This window comes from Streptomyces sp. Mut1, assembly GCF_030719295.1.
Classification (GTDB): Bacteria; Actinomycetota; Actinomycetes; order Streptomycetales; family Streptomycetaceae; genus Streptomyces; species Streptomyces castrisilvae.
This window is the reverse complement of the sequence record NZ_CP120997.1, coordinates 3,900,759-3,921,869: the sequence shown is the minus strand read 5'-3', so window position 1 is coordinate 3,921,869 and position 21,111 is coordinate 3,900,759. Positions and strand designations below refer to the sequence as shown.

The 21,111-nt window shown below is 70.6% G+C and carries 17 protein-coding genes, 1 tRNA gene and 3 pseudogenes; 16 read left to right on the top strand and 5 right to left on the bottom strand.

From position 1 onward, the window contains the following. Positions 1–115: 115 nt before the first annotated feature. A complete protein-coding gene (locus tag P8A18_RS16970; protein ID WP_306055636.1) occupies positions 116–619 on the top strand; it encodes a site-specific integrase in 504 nt (167 codons plus the stop codon). A 272-nt stretch (positions 620–891) separates the two neighbouring features. On the opposite strand, the gene P8A18_RS16965 is transcribed toward P8A18_RS16970, so the two are convergent. Continuing rightward, entirely contained in the window at positions 892–1,563 is a 672-nt protein-coding gene (locus P8A18_RS16965; RefSeq protein ID WP_306055634.1) for a hypothetical protein, read from the bottom strand. A 266-nt stretch (positions 1,564–1,829) separates the two neighbouring features. Between P8A18_RS16965 and P8A18_RS16960 the strand changes: the two are divergent. From P8A18_RS16960 to P8A18_RS16915, 10 genes and pseudogenes are all read left to right on the top strand, one after another. After that, a pseudogene (locus P8A18_RS16960) lies at positions 1,830–2,184 on the top strand (DUF6251 family protein). A gap of 18 nt (positions 2,185–2,202) precedes the next feature. Further along, a complete protein-coding gene (locus P8A18_RS16955) occupies positions 2,203–2,391 on the top strand; it encodes a hypothetical protein (protein ID WP_306055632.1) in 189 nt (62 codons plus the stop codon). A 78-nt stretch (positions 2,392–2,469) separates the two neighbouring features. Continuing rightward, positions 2,470–2,811 (top strand): hypothetical protein, encoded by a 342-nt coding sequence (locus P8A18_RS16950; RefSeq protein WP_306055630.1) that lies wholly within the window; start codon positions 2,470–2,472, stop codon positions 2,809–2,811. Positions 2,812–2,925: 114 nt separating this feature from the next. Beyond that, a complete protein-coding gene (locus P8A18_RS16945; RefSeq protein ID WP_306055628.1) occupies positions 2,926–5,061 on the top strand; it encodes an FtsK/SpoIIIE domain-containing protein in 2,136 nt (711 codons plus the stop codon). 290 nt (positions 5,062–5,351) lie between these two features. Then, positions 5,352–5,552, top strand: coding sequence for a hypothetical protein (locus P8A18_RS16940; RefSeq protein WP_306055626.1), 201 nt, complete (start codon positions 5,352–5,354; stop codon positions 5,550–5,552). After that, a pseudogene (locus P8A18_RS16935) lies at positions 5,549–6,238 on the top strand (SAM-dependent methyltransferase). Before P8A18_RS16940 ends, P8A18_RS16935 begins: the two are co-directional and overlap by 4 nt. After that, complete coding sequence (locus tag P8A18_RS16930) at positions 6,235–7,062, top strand: bifunctional DNA primase/polymerase (RefSeq protein ID WP_306055624.1); 828 nt, start codon at positions 6,235–6,237, stop codon at positions 7,060–7,062. Before P8A18_RS16935 ends, P8A18_RS16930 begins: the two are co-directional and overlap by 4 nt. 1 nt (position 7,063) lies before the next feature. After that, a pseudogene (locus P8A18_RS16925) lies at positions 7,064–8,540 on the top strand (AICE element replication initiation protein). Between the two features lie 452 nt (positions 8,541–8,992). Next, the gene (locus P8A18_RS16920) at positions 8,993–9,178 is read left to right on the top strand and encodes a helix-turn-helix transcriptional regulator (RefSeq protein ID WP_306055622.1); all 186 of its coding nucleotides are present in this window, start codon (positions 8,993–8,995) and stop codon (positions 9,176–9,178) included. Positions 9,179–9,238: 60 nt separating this feature from the next. Continuing rightward, positions 9,239–10,642 (top strand): tyrosine-type recombinase/integrase, encoded by a 1,404-nt coding sequence (locus tag P8A18_RS16915; RefSeq protein ID WP_306055620.1) that lies wholly within the window; start codon positions 9,239–9,241, stop codon positions 10,640–10,642. 136 nt (positions 10,643–10,778) lie between these two features. On the opposite strand, the gene P8A18_RS16910 is transcribed toward P8A18_RS16915, so the two are convergent. Continuing rightward, positions 10,779–10,868: transfer RNA gene (locus P8A18_RS16910), tRNA-Ser, on the bottom strand. Positions 10,869–10,923: 55 nt separating this feature from the next. Next, entirely contained in the window at positions 10,924–12,495 is a 1,572-nt protein-coding gene (locus P8A18_RS16905) for a S1C family serine protease (RefSeq protein ID WP_306055618.1), read from the bottom strand. 190 nt (positions 12,496–12,685) lie between these two features. Here P8A18_RS16905 and P8A18_RS16900 point away from each other — a divergent pair, with 190 nt between their 5' ends. From P8A18_RS16900 to P8A18_RS16890, 3 genes are all read left to right on the top strand, one after another. Then, on the top strand, positions 12,686–13,534 hold the full coding sequence (locus tag P8A18_RS16900) for a glycerophosphodiester phosphodiesterase family protein (RefSeq protein WP_306055616.1): 849 nt from the start codon (positions 12,686–12,688) through the stop codon (positions 13,532–13,534). A gap of 328 nt (positions 13,535–13,862) precedes the next feature. Continuing rightward, positions 13,863–14,357 (top strand): ATP-binding protein, encoded by a 495-nt coding sequence (locus P8A18_RS16895; protein ID WP_306060957.1) that lies wholly within the window; start codon positions 13,863–13,865, stop codon positions 14,355–14,357. 118 nt (positions 14,358–14,475) lie between these two features. Next, positions 14,476–15,441, top strand: coding sequence for a DUF5926 family protein (locus P8A18_RS16890; protein WP_018553978.1), 966 nt, complete (start codon positions 14,476–14,478; stop codon positions 15,439–15,441). 694 nt (positions 15,442–16,135) lie between these two features. Here P8A18_RS16890 and P8A18_RS16885 read toward each other — a convergent pair. Beyond that, on the bottom strand, positions 16,136–16,852 hold the full coding sequence (locus P8A18_RS16885) for a bifunctional DNA primase/polymerase (RefSeq protein WP_306055614.1): 717 nt from the start codon (positions 16,850–16,852) through the stop codon (positions 16,136–16,138). A 479-nt stretch (positions 16,853–17,331) separates the two neighbouring features. On the opposite strand from P8A18_RS16885, the gene P8A18_RS16880 reads away from it, so the two are divergent. Continuing rightward, positions 17,332–18,819, top strand: a complete 1,488-nt coding sequence (locus tag P8A18_RS16880; protein WP_306055612.1) for a PP2C family protein-serine/threonine phosphatase — start codon at positions 17,332–17,334, stop codon at positions 18,817–18,819. A 122-nt stretch (positions 18,820–18,941) separates the two neighbouring features. After that, entirely contained in the window at positions 18,942–20,405 is a 1,464-nt protein-coding gene (locus tag P8A18_RS16875) for an aminopeptidase P family protein (protein ID WP_306055610.1), read from the top strand. A 51-nt stretch (positions 20,406–20,456) separates the two neighbouring features. On the opposite strand, the gene P8A18_RS16870 is transcribed toward P8A18_RS16875, so the two are convergent. Continuing rightward, positions 20,457–20,999 (bottom strand): ATP-binding protein, encoded by a 543-nt coding sequence (locus P8A18_RS16870; protein WP_306055608.1) that lies wholly within the window; start codon positions 20,997–20,999, stop codon positions 20,457–20,459. Between the last annotated feature and the right edge of the window lie 112 nt (positions 21,000–21,111).

Here is a 21,111-nt window from a genome sequence, read left to right as displayed (position 1 = left end):
CGCCAGGCCATTCGTCACCTGGGCTGTCCGCGGCAAGTTCGCCTCCGGCATCAACATCCCAGCCCGACCGCGCCGGATGTTCCAACGCCCCCTCGATGCCGATGAGCGCTGGTCCATGGCCCGCCAGCTCCTCAACGACGACTCCTTGGAGACCAAGGACCGTGTCGCCGGGCTGATGGTCCTTCTCTACGGACAGAACCTCGCCAGAGTCTGCCGCCTGACCACTGCGCACATCACCCACGATGACCAGGGTGTCGCTCTTCAACTCAACAAGACCCCGTTGAGGCTGCCACCGCCCTTGGATCGGCTCGTCCTCCAACTCGTCGACATCGCCCACAGCAACGAACACAGGGTGATGTCGAACGAGCAAAACGCACCCTGGCTCTTCCCGACCCAGCGGCCCGGGAAGCCACTGACCAGCAGACAACTCGCCAATCGGCTACGCACCATCGGTCTTCCCTCCGAAGCTGGCCGCTGCGCGGCACTCCTTGACCTGTGCGCTCAGATGCCCCCGGGCGTCGTCCAGCGACTCCTCGGTGTCAGTTCCTTCGCCGCCGAGCGGTGGGCCGCGGGAGCAGTCAGGGCTGCCTACGCTGCCGAGGTGGCCCGCCGATCATGACTCTATTCCGCGCACACCAGAATCCGAACCTACCGATACTCGCCGCCAAGGCAGGGAAGGGTGGCTACGTCGAGCACTGCACCGTCGTGCGCCACGTGGAGGCGGGCGGCACCGCCAGCACGGAGGACGCAGGACCTGGCACCGGCCGCTTTCGAACTCGATCTTCTCTCCACCAACGGCACGACTCGACTGCGCTCGTTTTTATGTGGTGAACGTGGCCGGGGGTCGCTGGATCTCCAGGACAACTGCCCTGCCTGCCACGGATGACGCTCTCAGTTGTCGCTGTCCTTGACACCTCCTCGCAGGCCCCACTCATCCAGGCCGGAGTAGATCAAAGCGGTTCGGCCTCGCGGAAAGGAGAGAGCCTCGGCCTCCCCTGTATAGACCGCCACAAGTGAGTCGGCTCCTCGCCACCAGGTGTCGGCAACACCCATCACCTCGCGCACCTGCTCGTACCCGTCCAGCACGATGCCATTGACATCGTCACCGGTGACCTTGACGATCTGTTTCGCGCACGTGGACGCGTGGTCCGTCAGCGCGAGCGACTCCACCCAGCCCTCGACGGTGGCATGAAGGGGCACCCACTGATCTGCGTGGATGCCGAACTCGCCAGACGGTCCGATCATGAACGAATAGGGAACCGCGGTCCGCTGCATCCCTGCTTCGAACCACCATCCTTCGGATGCAGAGCCTTCGGGGGAGTCCGCTTCGAGGTACCGCGGGCCGCCGTCGTACTGCGATGCGGGTGGTAGAACCAGACCTCCCCAGCGCTCTTCATAAGCCACCATCCGGTCAAGGACCGCCGCCGGGATGTCTCGCTCAAGCCACCACTGTCTGTGCTCAGCGATGGGCCGGACATCGACCTTAACGCCGTGTGCTTGAACGAACGATCGGGCCCGTCGGGTCAGGCCGTCGGGCACATCGTTGAAGAGGTTGAGATTCACCAGGGAGACGCTACCCAGTGGGCCAGGGACCCCGGCCCCCCGCCCTTTGCGCTTCCCGCAGCACCACGACCGGTCCAGCTGAGGACATCGGTCCCTGCTGCCCTATTCCGCACGCCCGAATATCCGAACCTACCGATATGGATGAACCACACCGGCCAAGCCTCCTGGGCCAAGCACGGCGGGGCCGCGCACGTCGATCAGACCGCTCACATCCTCGCGCTCGTCCTCGCCGCCCTCGCCCTGGCGGCCTGACCGGAAGGACCGTCATGGACCACCTGCCCGAACCCCGCCGGCCGTCCGTCGTGCACCTCCCGGACGGAACCTCCGCCTACACCGACCACCTCCCCGCCACCTACCAGCCCACCAACACGGCACCGCAGGTCACCCACGTTCACCAGGCACCGCCGGACCGGACGGTGCAGCGCCTCGCGCTCGGCTCCGGCGTGGGCGCCGGGGGCCGTCGCCGCCGGCGTCTACTTCGGCCCCCTGTTGGTCGGGGTCCTGACGGCCATCGCCGCCAACCTCGCCCTGCTGGCCCTGGTCGCCGCCGTGTGCGCCTGGGGTGTCGTGACCGTCGTGAAGTCCGTGAGCGACACCAAGACCGCCCGCAAGCGCCGCTGACCCGAAGGGAGGCACGTCGTGTTCCAGGCAGGACAGGAAGTACGGATCGTCGCTTGTGAGGACGACCCGCGTGCGGCTGGTCGTACCGGCCGGATCGTCGACGAGACCCCGCCGGGGCCCCTCACCGAGGGCCGCTGGACCGTGCACCGCGTCGGGCTGCTGATCGGCCCCGTGCTGTGCCAGACCTCCGAGTTGCGGCCCGCCTGACGGCTGCCCGCGCCGCCCTGACTCCCGGGGCGGCAAGGGGAGTCGGACAGTCCGGCCCAGCCCACCTGGGAGGTTCAAGTGCCGAGCAACCCCACCGTCTACAGGTACACCCGAGCCGAGTCCCGCGAGCGGGCCAAGCTCTTCCGCAAGGGTTTCCGCCAGGCCCTCGCGGACTGCGTCGACCCGGACATCAAGCGCAAGATCGAGCGCGTCGACCAGTCCGCCGCCGAGCGCGGTGCTCTGGAGCTGGCCGCTCTGCACAGGGTGCAGGCCGAGGCCCGCCACGACCTCGCCGCCGCCAAGGCCGCCGAACGCACCGCACCGCGCGCCGAGAAGGCCGCCGCCCGCCAGGCCCGCAAGCAGGCTGAGGAGCGCGTGCGCCTCGCTGAGCGGGCCGTGCACAAGGCCGAGCAGAGCTGAGCGGGGGCGGCCGGACCCGGCCAAGGAAACCGGCCGCCCCCTTCACACCCATCCCGTTGCACTGAGCAGGAGAGGCACGTTCATCATGACCGAACCCGCCGGCACGGCCCCGTCATGGGGACCGTGCACCACCTCGACGACCACCGCCCCACCACCCCCGACACCGAGCCGCTGGTGACCCTGGTCAAGGACCCCACCACAGGCCCGACCACCCCCGACGCACCACCGACCGTTCCTCCTGTGTCGCGGGCGGTCTGTGCCGCTCGCGCCTTGCGTACGGCCGCGACGCACGAGCGGACCCGTACGGCGGGCCGGTTCACCGTCCGGCACGGCATGTACGTCGTCGGCGGTGGGCGGATCGTGGCCCGCCGGGCGTGGGAGGGCCGTACCGCCACCCGCTACGAGCGCATGTTGCGCGCGGCGAAAGCCGCGGGGAATCTCGACCTCGCCACGGAGTGGGAGAAGAGCGGTCAGCGGTTCCGCGCAGCCCGCCACCAGCGGCGCATGGACCTCCTGTCCGCCCCGGTGAAGGCGGCCAAGGGGGCGGCGGCCGGGCTCGGCATCACCGCCGGCGGCCTGCTCCTGCTCGGCATCATCCTCGCCGTGGCGAACGAGAACTTCGCCGACCTCGCCACCCCCACTCTCGCCCTGATCGAGCTGGTCCGGTGGATCGTGCTCATCATCACCGTGGTGTGGGGCCCGCTGGTCGCCCTCGGACCATGGGCCGCCCTGCTGGCCCTGTGGGGTGTGGGACGCCACCAGCAGGCCGCCCCCCAGTGGGTTCTTCCGGCTTGTGCTGCGGATGTCGCCGCACCGATCACCCCCTCCGTGGTCGTCACTGCCCTGCGGGACCTGGGGATCGGCCCGCTCCGTACGGCGGTGAAGGAGATGGGGGATGCGGGGGCGGCGATGCTCGGGCCGATCCGGATCGCCGGATGCGGCGTCGAAGTCGACATCACCCTCCCCTCCGGTGTCGCCACCAACGAAGTCCAGAAGCGCCGTCGGAAGTTGGCGGAGAACCTGGCCCGGCACGAGCACGAGGTGTTCATCACGATCCCGCAGGCCGCCCGCACGGTGCGGCTGTGGATCGCGGACAGCGGAGCGCTGGACGAGCCGCTCGGCCCGTCGCCGCTGATGACGGACACCACCCTGACCGCCGACTACGCCAAGGGGAAGGCCCCGTGGGGTCAGGATCTGCGTGGGGACGCTGCCCTGATCAGCCTCTACCAGCGGCACATGCTCATCACCGGTCTGTCCAACCAGGGCAAGACCGCCGCCCTGCGCGCCCTCGCCCTCTGGCTCGCCCTCGACCCCCGCGTCGAGTTCCGGGTGGCGGACCTCAAGGGGGTCGGGGACTGGGGAATGTTCGACGGGCTCGCCACCGTCCTGATCCAGGGGCCGACCGACGACCACGTCATCGAGGCAACTGAGATGCTCGAAGACCTGGTCAAGGAGATGGAACGCCGCATCCAGGCACCCTCGGGCACCGTCTTCACGCCGCTGATCGGCATCGTGGATGAGGCGCAGGTCGCGTTCATGTGCCCCGTGGTCGACGGCGAGAAGCGTCCCTACGGCGGGTCCAAGGCCACGTCCCGGTACTTCATGGCCGCCCGGAAGATCCACAACCAGGGCCGGGCGGTGGACGTGCTGCTCTTCCAGGGCACCCAGGACCCCACCGACCAGAACCTTCCCAAGCTGGTCCGCGAAGGTGCCCACACCCGCGCCTCCCTCGCCCTCGGTACCGAGTCCCAGGCCCGCATGGCCCTCGGGGACAAGGCCGTTGACGGCGGGGCCGCTCCGAACCTGCTGCGGCCGGGGCTGGACAAGGGCACGGTCGTGGTCGCGTCGGACGGGATCAGGATTCCGGCCGGGCAGGCGGCGTTGACGGTGCGGACGCACTACATCAGCACCGACGATGCCGCCGAGATCGCAACCCGGGCCAAGTCCCTGCGCGGCGGTGTCACCACCCTTCACGCGGTCGACCGTGGTGAGGAGCGCGACCCGCTCATGGACGTCATGACCGTGCTGGGAGACGCCTCCCGCGTCCTCACCACCGATGTCCTCAAGCCGCTGACCGCGCTGAGCGAGGACACCTACGGCAAGTGGTCGCACCTGGACCTGAAGCGGGTCCTGGACGGCACCGGAGCCGAGCCCTACAAGTCCCACGGCCGGATGGTCATCGACCGCGAACGGCTGTTCCGCCACCTCGCCAACCGCGACACCGACGGTTCCGCTTCCGCCGCCGAGTAGCGGGGAGGCGGCCCTGTCCGGCCCGGGGAGGCGGGGAGAACTCCCCAACCCCCTCCCCATACCGCCTCCCCCGCTCTGATCAGCAGGAACACTCATCGGGGGAGGCGGGGAGGCACCGCAGGTCAGACCCCCGAAACCCCCTCCACACGCACCCCCGAAGGGGGTGCCCAAGACTCCCCGCCACACCAGGATTCCGGATACCGCCCGGCAAGCCGAAAGCGGCCCCCTCGTCTCGCCAAAGTCGCGGGGCCGCTCTCGTCTGCCAGCACTGAGAACTGGAGACATCCATCATGACGCACCCCACCGTCGTGCGGGAGGCCGCACGCGTCGTCGCGATCGAGGCCGCACGCGCCTACGTCGCGAACATCCGCCCCATCGACCTCACCAACCCCGGCGTTCTCGTCGGTCACCTCATGGCCGCCGAGACCCTGCTCATGGACATCGTCACCGCCCACACCGAGCCCACCGAGAACGAGGGGGCGGAGCGATGACACACCCCACCCCCATCCGGCGAGTGCCTGGCCGGCGGCTCCGGCTCCTGGACCTGTTCTGCTGCCAGGGCGGTGCGTCCATGGGCTACCGGCACGCCGGGTTCGATGTGACGGGCGTCGACCTCGCCCCGCAGCCGCGCTACCCGTTCGCGTTCGTCCAGGGCGACGCGATCGAGTTCGTCCGCGAGCACGGGGCGGAGTTCGACTTCATCCACGCCTCGCCGCCGTGCCAGCGCTACAGCCGCGCGCAGAAGATCCAGCACCGCGACCACCCCGACCTCATCGCCCCCACCCGGGCCGCCCTCGAAGCCACCGGCCGCCCGTGAGTGATCGAGAACGCGGAAGAAGCCGCCCCGGAACTGCGCCACCCGGTAACGCTGTGCGCGGCGGCGTTTGGGATGCGGACCTACCGCCACCGCCTCTTCGAGACCGGCGGCGGCTTCACCCTCCCGCAGCCGCACCACCCCGAACACCTCGCACCGCTGACCAAGATGGGCCGCCCCCGCGCCCAGGGGAACTTCGCCCACTACGTCGGCAACTTCTCCGGCGTCCACGACGCCCGCCTCGACCTGCGAGTGCCCTGGATGAACCGCGACGGCATCCGCGAATGCATCCCCCCGGCCTACACCCACTGGACCGGCACCCACGCCCGCCACAGCCTCCACGCCAAGGCGATCGCCGCATGAACGCCCACCTCGCCACCGCCCTCAACCTCGCCGCCCGGGACGTACCCGCCCTGCCCCTGCGTGCGGGCAAGGTCCCATTCGGGAACTGCCCCGCCTGCCGGGACAACGCCTGTGGCGGCCGGCCGAACATGAAGACCCCCGGCCCCTGCGACTGCCCCCGCCCCTGCCACGCATGGGCCGCAGCCACCACCGACCCCGCCACCCTCACCGGGCCCGCGTGGGCAATGGCATGGAAGCAGGCGGCGGCCGTGGCCTACCACCCCGGCGGTATCGGTCTGACCGTCGTCGACCTCGACCACGCCGAAGCGGTCGCGTGGGCCCGCCGGACGCTGCCTGCCACGCGGACGGTGCCGACGACGCGGGGTGAGCACTGGATCTACCGGGGTGCAATGCCGTCCGCGAACGCGGTACGGGACGGTGTCGACATCAAGTCGACCATGGTCTACGCCCGGTGGCTCGGCCCCGGCACCGGCACCATGACCACCCTCCCCGACACGGTACGGGCCCTGATCGTCAAGAAGCCGTCACCGGTCCGGCCCGTCACTGTGGCCGTGCTGGCCGGGGGCGGGGAGTGCCGCCACCGCAGCCCTGCCTATCTGGAACGGGGCATCGCCATGGCCGAGCAGCGGATCACCGCCGCGACGAGTGCTGTGCACGCGACGGTGTATCGGACTTTCCTCGCCGTGCTGTCCGCGCACGGGCGGTGCGGGTGCCTGGCCGACTCCCACGCCGCCCGGCTGTTCGCCGCCGCGCAGACCAAGGGCGAAACCGTCCGGCACTGCGCGGATGCGTGGTCCAACGCCCGCACCGCATTGGGGATGTGACATGTCCGAGGAGGAGAAGAATCCAGCGCGTGAGGTCATCAGCGACTACGCGCAGTCCCACTTCCGGTACTTCCGCACCGCCGACGGCACCGTCTACGCGCAGAAAAACGGCCATCCCGTGGCCCGGCCGATCCGGTCGCAGGGCACGACGGGCAGCCACCGGCAGGAACTCATGGTCGGCATGTTCAAGGACGGTGTCGGTGTCTTCAACGGCACGGCATTGAGGGAGGCGTTGGATTTGATCGAGGCGTTGGCGATGACCGAGACCACGCAGGCCGTGCGCATCCGCGTCGCCCCCGGCTTCGACGGAGCCACCTGGCTCGACCTCGGCCGCGCCGACGGACAGCCCGTCCGCATCCACCCCACCGGGTGGGAGATCACCGTTCCCGACCCGCGTGAGGTGTGCTGGCGGCGAACCCAGCTCACCGGGGAACTGCCGCTGCCGGCCAAGGACACCGAGGGCAAGGGCATCGACCTGCTGATGCGGCTGTGCAACTTCGCCAACGCCGAAACCGAATGCCTCGCCATCGCGTGGCTGATCGGCTGCCTGGGGCCGGGCGTGCCCGTCGCGGCCCCGTTCCTCACCGGCCCACAAGGGGCGGGGAAGTCGACCGGGGGGCGGATGCTGGTGCGGATCGTGGAGGGCATGAGCGGGGACCTGCGCCGGGCCCCGAAGGACGAGGAGAACCTGATCGCGGCCGTAGCCGCCGGATGGGTCACCGCCCTCGACAACCTGTCCCACATGACCCCGGACCTCTCCGACGCCATGTGCTGCATCGTCACCGGAGCCGAGAGCGTGAAGCGGGCCCCGTTCACGGACGGGGACGTGCACCGGGCCCGCTACCGCCGCCCGCTGCTCCTGACCGGGATCGACGTCGGGGTCATCCGCCCGGACCTCGCGGAACGGCTGCTGCCGCTGCGGCTGGAGCGGCCCACGGTCCGCAGGACCGAAGCGGAGCTGTGGGCCGACTACGAGGAGGGGCTGCCCGTAGTCCTCGGCTCGCTCCTCGACCTCACGGTCAAGGTCCGGGCCGCACAGGCGGAGACACCGACCGATCTGCGGATGGCAGACTTCGCCCACCTCTGCGCCCAACTCGACCTCGCCACCGGGCTCGGGGCGCTGCCCGCGTACCGGGCGAGCCTGAACGACGACGTCATCGAAGGCGACCTGCTCGCGCAGACCGTCCTCCAGCACGCCGAAACCCTCAACCCCGGCGGCGAGCAGCGCATGACGTCCACCGAGTGGCTGCACGCCCTGAGCCGCCTCTACAGCGGCGAGGAGCTACGCCCCCTGCCGAAAAGGGTGGCCGGCCACGGGCAAGGTGCTCTCAGACCGGCTCAAGCGCCTCCAACCCACCCTCGCCGCCCGGGGCGTCCTCATCGACAGCGGACGCACCAAAGCGGGCCACTACCTCGAAATGACCCGCCCGGCAGCATCCCCGCCCACTGAGCAGCCGGAGCAGGCGGCAGCGTTCTGATCGCAACGGTCATCACGGGGGACGAGCAAGAGGAGCACCGCGCGCCATGCCGCCGGGTGCTCCTCTTGCTGTTCGGCGGCAGAGCCGCCCAACAGGCGTGCCCGAAGGGCCCCCCACTTCGCCTGAAGGATCACCGCCCTACTACAGACACCCCCCTTCTCTTCCTAAGTAGGGAAGGTCTGCGTCACCAGGGACGGAAAACGGCCCCCCACCTGCACCGGAAGGGGTGACGCAGACGCCGAATCCTGCGTCACCCCTGCGTCACCCGCGTCACCCCCGCGTCATCCGGTGACGCAGAAGGTGACGCACGGGTGACGCACACCCAATCCGCTGCGTCACCCAAACCCGCAGGTCACAGCCCCGGATGACGCGGGTGACGCGGTGACGCAGAAATCCACACCTCGGACAACCACGCCCCCTCGCACCCTCCAAGCCTCCGAAGGAGTCGCACCGTGGCCCGCCCCAAGATGCTCAAGCTCCCCGAAGTCCTCGACGAACTCAATATGTCTCGCGCCGCCTTCTACCGCCTGCGCGCCCGGGGCCTCGCGCCCAAGCTCATCAAGCTCCCCAACCACCAGGTGCGCGTACGCCGCGCCGACCTTGACGCCTGGCTCGCCAGGTACGAGGAAGCCGCCTGAGTCCGCACCGACAAGATCTGAGGGGGCCCGCCACGGCGGGCCCCCTCTTCATGGAGAGACATGCTCACGTTCGATGTCGTCATCTGGTCCATCCGGCAGCGCAAAGGCCGACCGAAGCCCTGGGAGCTCCGTTGGCGCGTCGGAGCCGAGGGGCACTCGAAGAGCTTCACCGTAAAGCCGCAGGCCGACGGTCGCCGCTCCCAGCTCATGGCTGCCCTACGAGCAGGGCAGCAGTTCGACGAGGAGACCGGGCTCCCCGAGAAGGAGCTTGCCGCCCTGGCGATGCCGACGTGGTTTGAGCACGCGAAGGCGTACGCCCTGATGAAGTGGCCCGGGGCGGCGGCGAAGCATCGAGCGAGCATCGCGGAATCCCTCGCGGTCGTAACGCCAGTTTTCACGACTGGCACCAGCCCCCGACCTGACGCCCGCGTTCTCCGCGCCGCTCTGTACCAGTGGGCCTTCCGAGCCGTGGACGGGCCGAAGAATCAGCTCGTCTCACGCGCCGATGCTCAAGAACTCCCCAACGACCTCCAGAAGGCGCTGGAGTGGGTTGGTCAGCACTCGATGCGGGTGGACGAAGCCGCGAAGCCGGAGCACGTGCGAGCGGCGCTCACGGCCCTTTCCCGGCTCCTGAACGGGAAGCCTGCGGCAGAGAACACCGCCAACCGGAAGCGCACGGTGCTGAGCAACGCCTTCCGTTACGCAGTTGAGGAACGGGCCCTCCTCACCCGGCACCCATTCCTGTCGGTGGACTGGGCCGCTCCGCAGACCTCGGACGAGGTCGATTTCCGGTGGGTGCCCGGCCCTCGACTCGCTCGCGCTCTACTCACCGCCGTGGCCGCGCAGGGAGAACGCGGTGAGCGTCTGGAGGCGTTCTACGGAGCCGTCTACTACGTGGCGACGCGCCCCGGCGAAGCCGCGGCGCTCAAGGAATCGGACTTCATCCTGCCGCCCGAGAGCGAGCCGGAGGCGTGGGGTGAAGTGCTGGTGTCGGAGAGCCACCCGGAAGTCGGGGGCGGCTGGACCGACAGCGGGAAGTCGCACGACGAGAGCGGCCTGAAGCACCGGGCTCGGAAGGCCGTCCGCGCCGTTCCCGTCCCGCCGATATACGTGCGCATGGTCCGCGCCCACATCGCTCGCTTCGGTGTCGCACCGGACGGCCGACTGTTCCCGGCGGTGCGTGGCGGTCGTCTGACGTCGAACGAGTACTCCGAGGTCTGGAGCGAGGCGCGGAAAGCGGTGCTCAGCGAGCAGGAGCTTCGGACCGCGCTGGCGGAGGTCCCGTACTCCCTGCGGCATGCGGCGATCTCTCTGTGGATCAAGTCCGGTATGGACCCGGTGGAGGCCGCCTATCGCGCCGGCCACAGTCTCGCGGTGCTCTACCGGTTCTACGCCAAGCTCCTCAAGGGCGGGTCGGCTGCGGCCAACCGGCTCGTTGAGCTGGGGCTTCGCGCCGAGGAGTAGGGCCGTTCCTGGCCCGCGTATGGCCCACACGCCCTGGTCTGCACCGGGAATCAGGGGCGTGAGGTGAGACAAGGTGAGCGCAGAGGGCGGGCCGCCGTTTCGGAGAACCGCCCTCTGACCTGCTACTTCTCTCACCTGGCGGTGGGTGTGGGATTTGAACCCACGGTGACATCGCTGCCACGACGGTTTTCAAGACCGTTCCCTTAGGCCGCTCGGGCAACCCACCCCGCGCCGGCCGCAGTCCGTGTGGATGTGTCCGGCGCGGGGAACAGCCTAGCCGGTCAGCTGTCGCCCTTGCGCTCCCCCAGGGTCACTTCGGCCGTTGCCGTCTTGCCGTCGCGCTCGTAGGTCAGGGTGACGCGGTCGCCGGGCTTGTGGGTCCAGATCTCGCCGATCAGGGTGGGGCCGCTGTCGACGACGGTGTCGTTGAACTTCGTGATGACGTCGCCCGCGCGGAGGCCGGCCTTGGCCGCCGGGCCGTCCTTGGTGACCGCTTCCGTGCCGCCGGAGCCCTGGTCCGAGATGACCGCGCCGCCGCTCTGGTCGTCCATCGTCACCGTGGCGCCGATGACCGGGTAGACCGGCTGGCCCGTCTTGATCAGCTGCTCCGCGACCGTCTTCGCCTGGTTGATCGGGATCGCGAAGCCGAGGCCGATCGAGCCGGCCTGGCTCTGGCCGGAGCTGCCGGTCGACTGGATCGCCGAGTTGATCCCGATGACGGCGCCGCCCGCGCTCAGCAGCGGGCCGCCGGAGTTGCCCGGGTTGATCGAGGCGTCGGTCTGCAGGGCGCTCATGTACGAGTTGCTGCCACCGTTGCCGTCACCGGAGGCGACCGGGCGGTTCTTCGCGCTGATGATGCCCGTGGTCACCGTGTTGGACAGGCCGAACGGGGCGCCGATCGCGATGGTCGAGTCACCGACCGCCACCTGCTCCGAGTTGCCCAGGGGGAGCGGGGTCAGGGACTGCGGCGGGTTCTTCAGTTTCAGCACGGCCACGTCGTAGCCCTGGGCCCGGCCGACCACCTCGGCGTCGTACTTCTTGCCGTTGGAGAACGTCGCCGTGAGCTGGCCGCTGTCCGCGGCGGAGGCCACCACGTGGTTGTTCGTGAGGATGTGGCCTTCCTTGTCGTACACGAAGCCCGTACCCGTGCCGCCCTCGCCGTCGCCGCCCTTCGCGTCGATCGTGACCACGCTGGGGAGCGCCTTGGCCGCGACCCCAGCGACCGTGCCCGGGTCGCGCTTCAGGTCCTGGGGGTTGGCGGAGGCCGAGACGGTCGTCGAACCGGAGCCGTCGTTGCTGTCCGCCGCCCAGTAGCCGAGGGCGCCGCCGATGCCGCCCGCGACGAGCGCCGCCACGGCCACCGCGGCGACCAGACCGCCCGCGCCCCGCTTGCGCGGCGCTTCGGGGGCGTGCGGTGCGCCGGGCGGACCCCAGACGGGACCGCCGCCACCGGCCTGCGGGTGCGCGTACGCGGGAACGGCGGGCGGCGGCGGGGGCCAGCCGGCATCGGCCGCGGACTGCGGCGGGGCCGGGGGCGCGTACTGCGGCGTCGCCGAAACCGCGGCCAGCTGCGTGGTCGCCTGGTCCTGTACGGGGGAGACCGGCGGCTGCTGCTGCGTGACCGCCGGGTCCTGCGCGTAAGAGGCCGGCGGCTGCTGCTGCGTGACCGCCTGGTCCTGCGCGTGGGAGAACGGCGGCTGCTGCTGCGTGGCCGTCGGGTCGGGGTGGGACACGGCGGGGGGCGCGTTCTCCGAGTGCGCCTGGGGAGCGTCGGCCGGCACGGGAGGTGCGGACGGAACGGACGGGGCGGCCTCGGCCGCGTTGCCCTCGTTGCCCTCGTTCTCTGTGCTCACAGCTCTATACTCCTCGGTTCCACATCATCATTCGGCAAGAGATCCGCTGTGTACGTGTCTGGGACCAGCCTTTCCCACAACACGTCAGGCCACTGTAAGCAGGACCTGTGCATCTGCGCACGGGCCCTTACAACGGACAAAACGGTCCTGCATCGCGAGGTGCGCACACCCATGGTCTCCCGGTGACACCATGACCCGGGTGACCCAAGCACGGCAGCAGCGCCCCGAGCAGCATCCCATCCAGGTCATCGCACACCGGGGCGCGTCCGACGACGCCCCCGAGCACACCCTCGCCGCGTACCGGAAAGCGATCGAGGACGGTGCCGACGCCCTGGAGTGCGACGTACGACTCACGGCCGACGGCCACCTCGTATGCGTACACGACCGCCGGGTGAACCGTACGTCCAACGGGCGTGGCGCGGTCTCCGCCCTGGAGCTGAACGCACTCGCCGCCCTCGACTTCGGCTCCTGGAAGGACCGGGACGAGACCGAGTCACCGGACTGGGACCCGGTGCCGGGCGAGCTCACCTCTGTACTCACCCTGGAACGGCTCCTCGAACTCCTCGTCGAGACACGGGCGGGCGGGCGGCCGCTCCAGTTGGCCATCGAGACCAAGCATCCGACGCGGTGGGCCGGCCAGGTCGAGGAACGGCTCCTGCACCTGCTGAAACGCTTCGAGCTCGACGCGCCCCCGCCCGCCGGCAGCCCCTCGCCGGTACGCGTCATGAGCTTCTCGGCCCGCTCGCTGCACCGCGTCCGCGACGCCGTACCCCATTTGCCCACCGTCTATCTCATGCAGTTCGTCTCCCCCCGCCTGCGTGACGGGCGGCTGCCGGCCGGAGCCCGGATCGCCGGCCCCGGCATGCGGATCGTGCGCAGCCACCCCGGCTACATCGAACGGCTCCACCGGGCCGGGCACCGGGCCCACGTCTGGACGGTCAACGAACCCGAGGACGTCGAGCTGTGCGTCCGGCTCGGCGTCGAGGCCATCATCACCAACCGCCCCAAGCAGGTCCTGGCGCAACTGGGCCGCTCGTAGGGCCGACGCCGCCACCCCACCGACGCACCGGCACGTCAGTAGATCGCATCAGCGCATGAGCCCTTCAGTAGATCAACTACAGGGAGTACACCGGCGCACTCGGACTGTGTCCGATCGTGACGAGTGCGTCACTGCCCGACCATTGGCCGGTTTCCGGCACAGCCCTGGAGGGCATCCACTCCGTGGCGTGGGGACAAAGGAGGTCTCGGGGGTGGCGTTGGTGGTGGCACAGGAAGTGCCCACGTCGTCGAGCATGGCCGTACCTCATGGCCCTGCGGGCGTGGGACAGGCACGGCACCGGATGCGTGAGCAGCTGCGCAGCCACGGGGTGTCGGATTCGGTCGTCGACGATGCGGTGCTGATTCTTTCCGAGCTGCTCAGCAATGCCTGCCGGCACGGCAGGCCGCTGGGCCGGCAGGCAGAGAGAGGAGAGGGCGACGTACGCGCCGCGTGGCGCGTCGACCGGACGGGCGGACTGACGGTCGAGGTGACGGACGGCGGCGGCCCGACCAGGCCGGTTCCGGCCACCCCCTCGGTGACCGCGCGCGGTGGCCGCGGGCTCAACATCATCAGCGCGCTGGCCCAGGAGTGGGGCGTACGTGACGACGCCCCCGGCGAGGTCACCGTCTGGGTGCTCGTCAGCGCGGGCCATGGGGCCCACCGTTCACACGGGCGCCCCGGCGAGCGGCCGGGCGGCCGGAACGGCGGGCGGACGCACGGCGTGACCGGCCTGCCGAGCGCGCCGAAGACCACCGGCGTCCCGGGGTTCGAAGGGCTGGATTTCTCCGGCGCGTTCGACGACGCGTTCGACGACGTGGGCTGAAGGCAACAACCGCGGGCACGAGCCGGGAGCGGGGCGAGGGCGGCTGTGCCCCGGACGGCGGTGGGGCGGCTAGGCTCGCGGGCCAGACCGCACTGTCGCAATCGGGAGAAAGCCCACCATGGCTAAGAAGCGCCCTCAGACCAAGGCCGGGAAGCAGCAGCTCAAGGACGGCGAGATCCCGGTGGTCGGGGCTCGTGAGCCCTGCCCGTGCGGTTCGGGCCGCCGCTACAAGGCCTGTCACGGCCGGGCCGCGGCCCAGGCCGTGACCGAGCTGGTCCAGCGCCCGTTCGAGGGGCTGGCCGGGGAGTGCGACTGGGTCGCGCTGCGCGAGCTGGTCCCGGCGGCCACGGCCGAGCTGACGCTCAAGGGCGGCCTGCCCGAGGGCGTGCCGTCGGTGACGCTCGCGACGGTCCTCCCGATGGCCTGGCCCGCACTGCGCCGCGAGGACGGTTCCGTGCTGCTCGCCCTGCAGAACGACACCTCGTCCGGTGACCTGAGCCGGGACCTCGCGGACACGCTCCAGCGTGCGCTGGAGGCGGAGCCGGGTTCGCCCGTGGCCGCCCGCCGTGTGCCGGCCGACGGCCCCCGGCTGCAGGACCTGCTGGACGCCGACGCGTCCTTCGCGCCGGTCGTCCACTCCGGCTTCGAGTTCTGGGTGCCGGACGCGGAGAACGCCACGGCCGAGGTGAGCGCCTCGCTGGAGCGTGCGAACGACGCGGCGATCCCGACCGTCCTGCTCTCCGGGGTGGACGCCGCCTACTGGTGCGAGACGCCGGAGAAGAACCACCTGCGCTGGGTCATGCCGCACGCCGAGGAGCAGCTGCTCGACGCGCTCGCCCGGCTGCACGCCGCCGGCGAGTCGTCGCTCGGTGACGACACCCGGCTGGTCGGCTCGTTCCGGGCGCACGGGCTGATGGTCCCGGTCTGGGACCTGCCGAGCGCGATGGGCGCGGAGGACTGCGAGAAGCCGGCCGCCGCATTCGCGGAGCGGCTCGCGAAGGCGCTCGCCTCGGACGCGCCGCTCACCGCCGAGGAGCGGCGGGCACGCGGCGGGCTCACCAACCGCCAGGTGACGCTCAGCTGACAGTCACCAGCAAGCGGACCGAACGGTGACCCGCGTCACAACTCCCGGTACTGACAGGTAAATCGCTGTCCGAATACGCGAGATCGAATTTGCGAACGGCAGATCTCTTGTTACCGTTCTAGAAGCCCGGTCGCTGGTGCATCCCCCGTCGCCAGCGACCGGGCATCCTCATTTCCGGGTACGGCGCCGCAGGGCGCGCCCCGCGGCGCACAAGCCGCGTACGGGCCCCCGCACAAGCCGCGCGCAGGCCCGCTGCCTCGCCTCCCGCCCCCGCACCCCTCCTCCCGATGGCCCGGCATCAGTCCTGCGGCCGTGTACGCCGGTTGGGGCCGTGGCGCGGCCGCAGCCGCCCCGGACCAGCGTCCGAAGCGCCATCAGGTACCCCGCCGCCGCCCGGATTTACCCGGCCCGCCGCACCCGGGCGCCGCTTGACGACAGAGCGATCGGACCGTCGCAAACGGGCCGACGTGAACGAGACAGCGCAAACGGGCCGGCGGAAACAGATCGATACGGCGGGTCGGCGGTTTACGCGGAGAATGTGAAACGTGAGGCAAGACGGAAGGGCGGGGAGGAGGTGCGGAAGAACGGAAGGGATTCGCCGGAGACCGAACAGAGAACCGACAGAAATCCGTAATGAATGCCTTCCAAAAGAACACACGCACACCGGAAACGGGCCAACCCGGCTGTCAAACGCTCAGTGAGCCAGTCTGCTTCCGCCGTCGGGGGCACTCGTGCTCGCCGCGACCAGCGCGTCCAGTACCTCCCCCACATCCGGCAGCCACGGCGCGGCGGCGACCGCCCCTCTGGCACGCGGCCCGGAAACCCGCTCCGGCGCACGCTCCCAGCGCACCTGCCCCGTACCGATCTCCGAGGGCGGCAGGACGACGTAGCCCCCCTCGCCGTGGAACCGCAGCGAGCTGGGCACCCAGTCCTGTGCGTACAGCAGCTCACCGAGCCGTTCGAGCGTGTACGGGGCGACCAGCAGCAACCACCGGGTCGGCGTCGCCACGACAGGGCCGAGCCGCACGCCCGCCCGTTCCAGCTCGGCCAGGGCGCGGGCACCGGCCGCGGCGGGCAGGCTCAGGGCGCAGGGCGCCCGTCCGCCCGTGGCGAGCAGCACCGGCGCGGTGGGCCGGTTCGTCCACCACCAGCGCACCATCCGGGCGTCGGTGGTCGCCGCGAGCAGTCCGGGATCGAAGGGGTGCGCGCCGGGCACGGCGCACTCGGGATCGGGGCAGGCGCAGCCGTGCCCACGGTCACCGCGGCCGCCGGCCGCCCGCAGCCCCGCTCCGGGGAGCACGGGCCACTGCCAGGCCGTGGCACAGGTCAGGGCGGCGTCGAGCCGGGCGGAGCCGCCCCTGCGTCCGAGCCTGAACCTGAGCCTGCGTCGCCTTCCGAGGATCTCGCGCATGAGCGCTCGTTCCTTTCCGTTGAACGCCGAGGGTCCGCTCCACATCGTGCGCGGTCACACCATGCGTGCGGATCTTCACTGGGTGTGCATGCTCGTCGAGCCTGCGGTACGGGTCATTCGTCGGTACCGAGCGTGAGCTGTGCTGAGCCGGATCGAGCTGCTTGCAGTCGACATCGTGGCGAGGTGCAGGCCGCGTGGCGCGCCTGCCGTCCGTTCGTACGGCCTCACCACTCGGGGGTGGGGCGCGGCCGTCACAAGGGAGGACGTCCGGACCCGCTGCCAGGTTCCGGGGGCGAGTGCGACCGCCCCTGGCCATCCAAGGATTTACGTACCCAGCATGCCCGGAATGACGCTCCCCGGGGCTTCACCCGGAGGTACACCCCCGTCGGGCAGACCCAGTCGACCCCGAATAGGCGCTACAGGGTGCAGTTTTTGGCCAAGTTGGTCAACGCGGGAACACCGCGTTTCCCAGGGGGACAATGCTGGACATCGCCTTACTTGTGCGTGTACATGTGGATGCACTGGTAGCGGCGCAGAATGACATGGGGGTTTGCGATGCTATTCGACGGAACACACCGCTCGGAAAGCCGACGACCATGAGCGCTCCGCACCTGCCAAAAGTGGCTGGAATCGATCCCACAGTTCCGGTTTCGGCGCACACTGCCGGGCCGATGGACGAGGTCTCCGCAGCGCCCGGCGCCTTCATCCAGGACCGCCTGGCCGGCTGGGTCTCCGACCTCACCACGCTCCACGAACTCACCGAACGGCTGGCCAGAACCAGCACCCTCGACGACGCACTGCACGAGTTCCTCGAAGCCGGAGCCGCCCTGGTCGGCGCCCGTCGGGGACTGGTCGCCTTCGAGCCTTCCGACCGCCGCGGCCCCGTCAGCACCACCGGGCTCGGTCTGGCCCACGCCGAACTCGGCCAGATCGAGACCGTGCCGCGCAGCGCCACCTCCTACGGCCGCATCCTGGAAGGGCTGCCGAACCCTGAAGGCCCGCTGACCACGCCCGACCTGCTCGGCGACCCCGGCGTGGACCCCCGCAGGCGCGAGGTCGCCGCCCGGCTGGGCTACGCCGCCAGCTACGCCCTGCCCCTGTCCACCGGGGCGACCGGACGGCTCGCCGCAGCCGTCTGGCTCTACGACGAACCCGCCGAACCACTGGAACGCCAGCGCCACCTCGTCGGCCTGTACGCCGGATACGCCTCCGAGCACCTGGCCCGCCTGCTGGAACTGGAACGGGCCAGGACGGACGTCGCCACCGTGACCGAGGAGCTCCTGCCCACCCGGCTCCCCCGGATTCCCGGCGTCCAGCTGGCCGTACGCCATCAAGTGGCCCCCCAGGGCGGCACCGACTGGTACGACGCGCTGGCCCTGCCGGAGGGCACACTCGGTCTCGCCGTCGGCTCGGTGGGCGGCTCCGGACCCAGCGCGCTGGCCGCCATGGGACGGCTGCGCGCCGGTCTGCGCGCCTACGCGGTGATGGAGGGCGAGGACCCCGTCGCCGTGCTCTCCGACCTCGAACTGCTGCTGCGGCTGACCGAGCCCGCCCGCTCGGCGACCGCGCTCTTCGCCTACTGCGAACCGGCCCGCCGCAAGATCCTGCTGGCCGGGGCCGGGCACACACCGCCGCTGATCGTCGGTGAGCGCCGCACCTCGTACGTCGAGACCACCCTGTCCGCCCCGCTGGGCATGCTGTCGTGCTGGGAGGCGCCCAGTGTGGACATCACCCCGGCGCCCGGCGAGACGGTCCTGCTCTACACCGACGGGCTGCTGCGCCGGGCCGGCGACTCGATGGACCGGGCCTTCGCGCGGCTGCACTCGGCGGCGGCGAACGTGCCGAGGGCGCTGCGCCAGGACGCCGGGTCCGTGGCCGACCATGTGGTGCGCACCGTGCTGCCCGAGGGAGCCGGGCGCGCGGACAGTGCCGAGGACGTGGTCGTCGTGGCCGCCCGCTTCGACTGACGCGCCCCCCTTTTTCCGCACCGCGCCGGCCTCCCCGTGTAAGAGGTCTTCCGGCCCTGGGCCCCCTTCCGTACGCCCGTACGATGGAGAGGGCCCAGTGTCGTACCAAGGAGAGACAAGTCGTGTCTGAGGAGTTCATTCCGGAGACCCCGGAGACCGAAGAGACAGAGACGGTCAAGCAGCGGAAGAACGGCCTGTACCCGGGCGTATCCGATGAGCTCGCCGCGAGCATGAAGTCCGGTTGGGCCGACACCGAACTGCACGGTCTGGAGCCGATCGCCCAGGCCGGGCACACCGCCGACCGCCGTGCGGCACTCTCCGCGCGCTTTCCCGGTGAGCGTCTGGTCATTCCCGCCGGCCGGCTGAAGACCCGTTCGAATGACACCGATTACGCCTTCCGCGCCTCCACCGAATACGCGTACCTCACCGGCGACCAGACCGAGGACGGCGTCCTCGTCCTGGAGCCGACGGACGAGGGCCACGAGGCGACCGTCTACCTGCTGCCCCGCTCGAACCGGGAGGACGGCGAGTTCTGGCTCGACGGCCAGGGCGAGCTGTGGGTCGGCCGCCGCCACTCCCTCACCGAGGCCGAGCAGCTGCTGGGCATCCCGGCGAAGGACGTGCGCGAGCTGCCCGCCGCCCTGACCGAGGCCACCGGCCCCGTGCGCAACGTGCGCGGCCACGACGCCGAGATCGAGGCCGCGCTGACCGACAAGGTCACCGCCGAGCGCGACGAGGAACTGCGCGTCCACCTCTCCGAGGCCCGGCTGGTCAAGGACGCCTTCGAGATCGCCGAGCTGACGAAGGCCTGCGACATCACCGCGCGCGGCTTCGAGGACGTCGTGAGGGTCCTCGACAAGGCGGAGGCCACGAGCGAGCGCTACATCGAGGGCACCTTCTTCCTGCGCGCCCGCATCGAGGGCAACGACATCGGGTACGGCTCGATCTGCGCCGCCGGCCCGCACGCCACCACCCTGCACTGGGTGCGCAACGACGGCGCGGTCCGCTCGGGCGAGCTGCTGCTGCTCGACGCCGGGGTCGAGACCAACGACCTCTACACGGCCGACGTGACCCGCACCCTGCCCATCAGCGGCACGTTCACACCGCTCCAGCGCAAGATCTACGACGCGGTGTACGAGGCGCAGGAGGCGGGTATCGCCGCGGTCAAGCCCGGCGCCGACTTCCGCGACTTCCACGACGCCGCGCAGCGGGTGCTCACCGAGAAGCTCGTCGAGTGGGGCCTGCTGGGCGACCTGTCGGTGGAGAAGGTCCTGGAGCTGGGCCTCCAGCGCCGCTGGACACTGCACGGCACCGGCCACATGCTCGGCATGGACGTCCACGACTGCGCCGCCGCGCGGACCGAGGCGTACGTCAACGGGACGCTGGAGCCGGGCGTCTGCCTCACCGTCGAGCCCGGTCTCTACTTCCAGGCCGACGACCTGACCGTGCCGGAGGAGTACCGCGGCATCGGCGTCCGGATCGAGGACGACATCCTGGTCACCGAGGACGGCAACCGGAACCTCTCGGACAAGCTGCCGCGGCAGGCCGACGAGATCGAGGCGTGGATGGCCCGGCTGAAGGACTGATTCTTCGCCGGCCCGCACCGGGCCGGGCCCGTGCGCCGGAGGGCGCCCCGCTCAGGACACCATGAGCAGGGCGCCCTCCCGCCACTTCAGGACCTTGTCGAAGCTCACCACCGCTCCCGCGTGCCCCGGGCGGTTCCCGAAGTGCACATGGTCGGCGAGCTGCTCGATCAGGCACAGGCCCCGCCCCTCCTCGGCGGTGACGGGCGGGTACGACGCGCGCTGCGGTTCCGGCGGCCTGCTCCCGGGCTTCCGCTCGGATGTGTGCGGCCCGCCCCGGGTGGGAAAGCCGGGCCCCGAATCGGCGACTTCGATACGGCACTTCTCGCCGTCCAGATACGCGGTGACCCGGTACTGCCCACTGGCCGTGGCGGACGGCTCCTCCCAGGCGTCCCGGGTTTTCCCGGTGCCGCCGGCGGCGTCGTGCTTCCCTCCGTGCTCGACCGCGTTCGCACAGGCTTCGCTGAGCGCGAGGGACAGGTCGAAGGAGATGTCCGGGTCCACGCCCGCGGATTCCATCGTGCCGAGCAGGAACCGGCGGGCGAGCGGCACGCTCGCAGCTTCGCGCCGCAAATGGAGTGACCACCAGATGCTCATGCTCCGGCCTCCTGGATGCGGCTAGACATACCGATACGTATGCCACGCAGGGGCGGTCGTAAGCACGCGCGTGCCGTCTTACCGCTCGATCGGCGGATGGCCGGATGCGTCA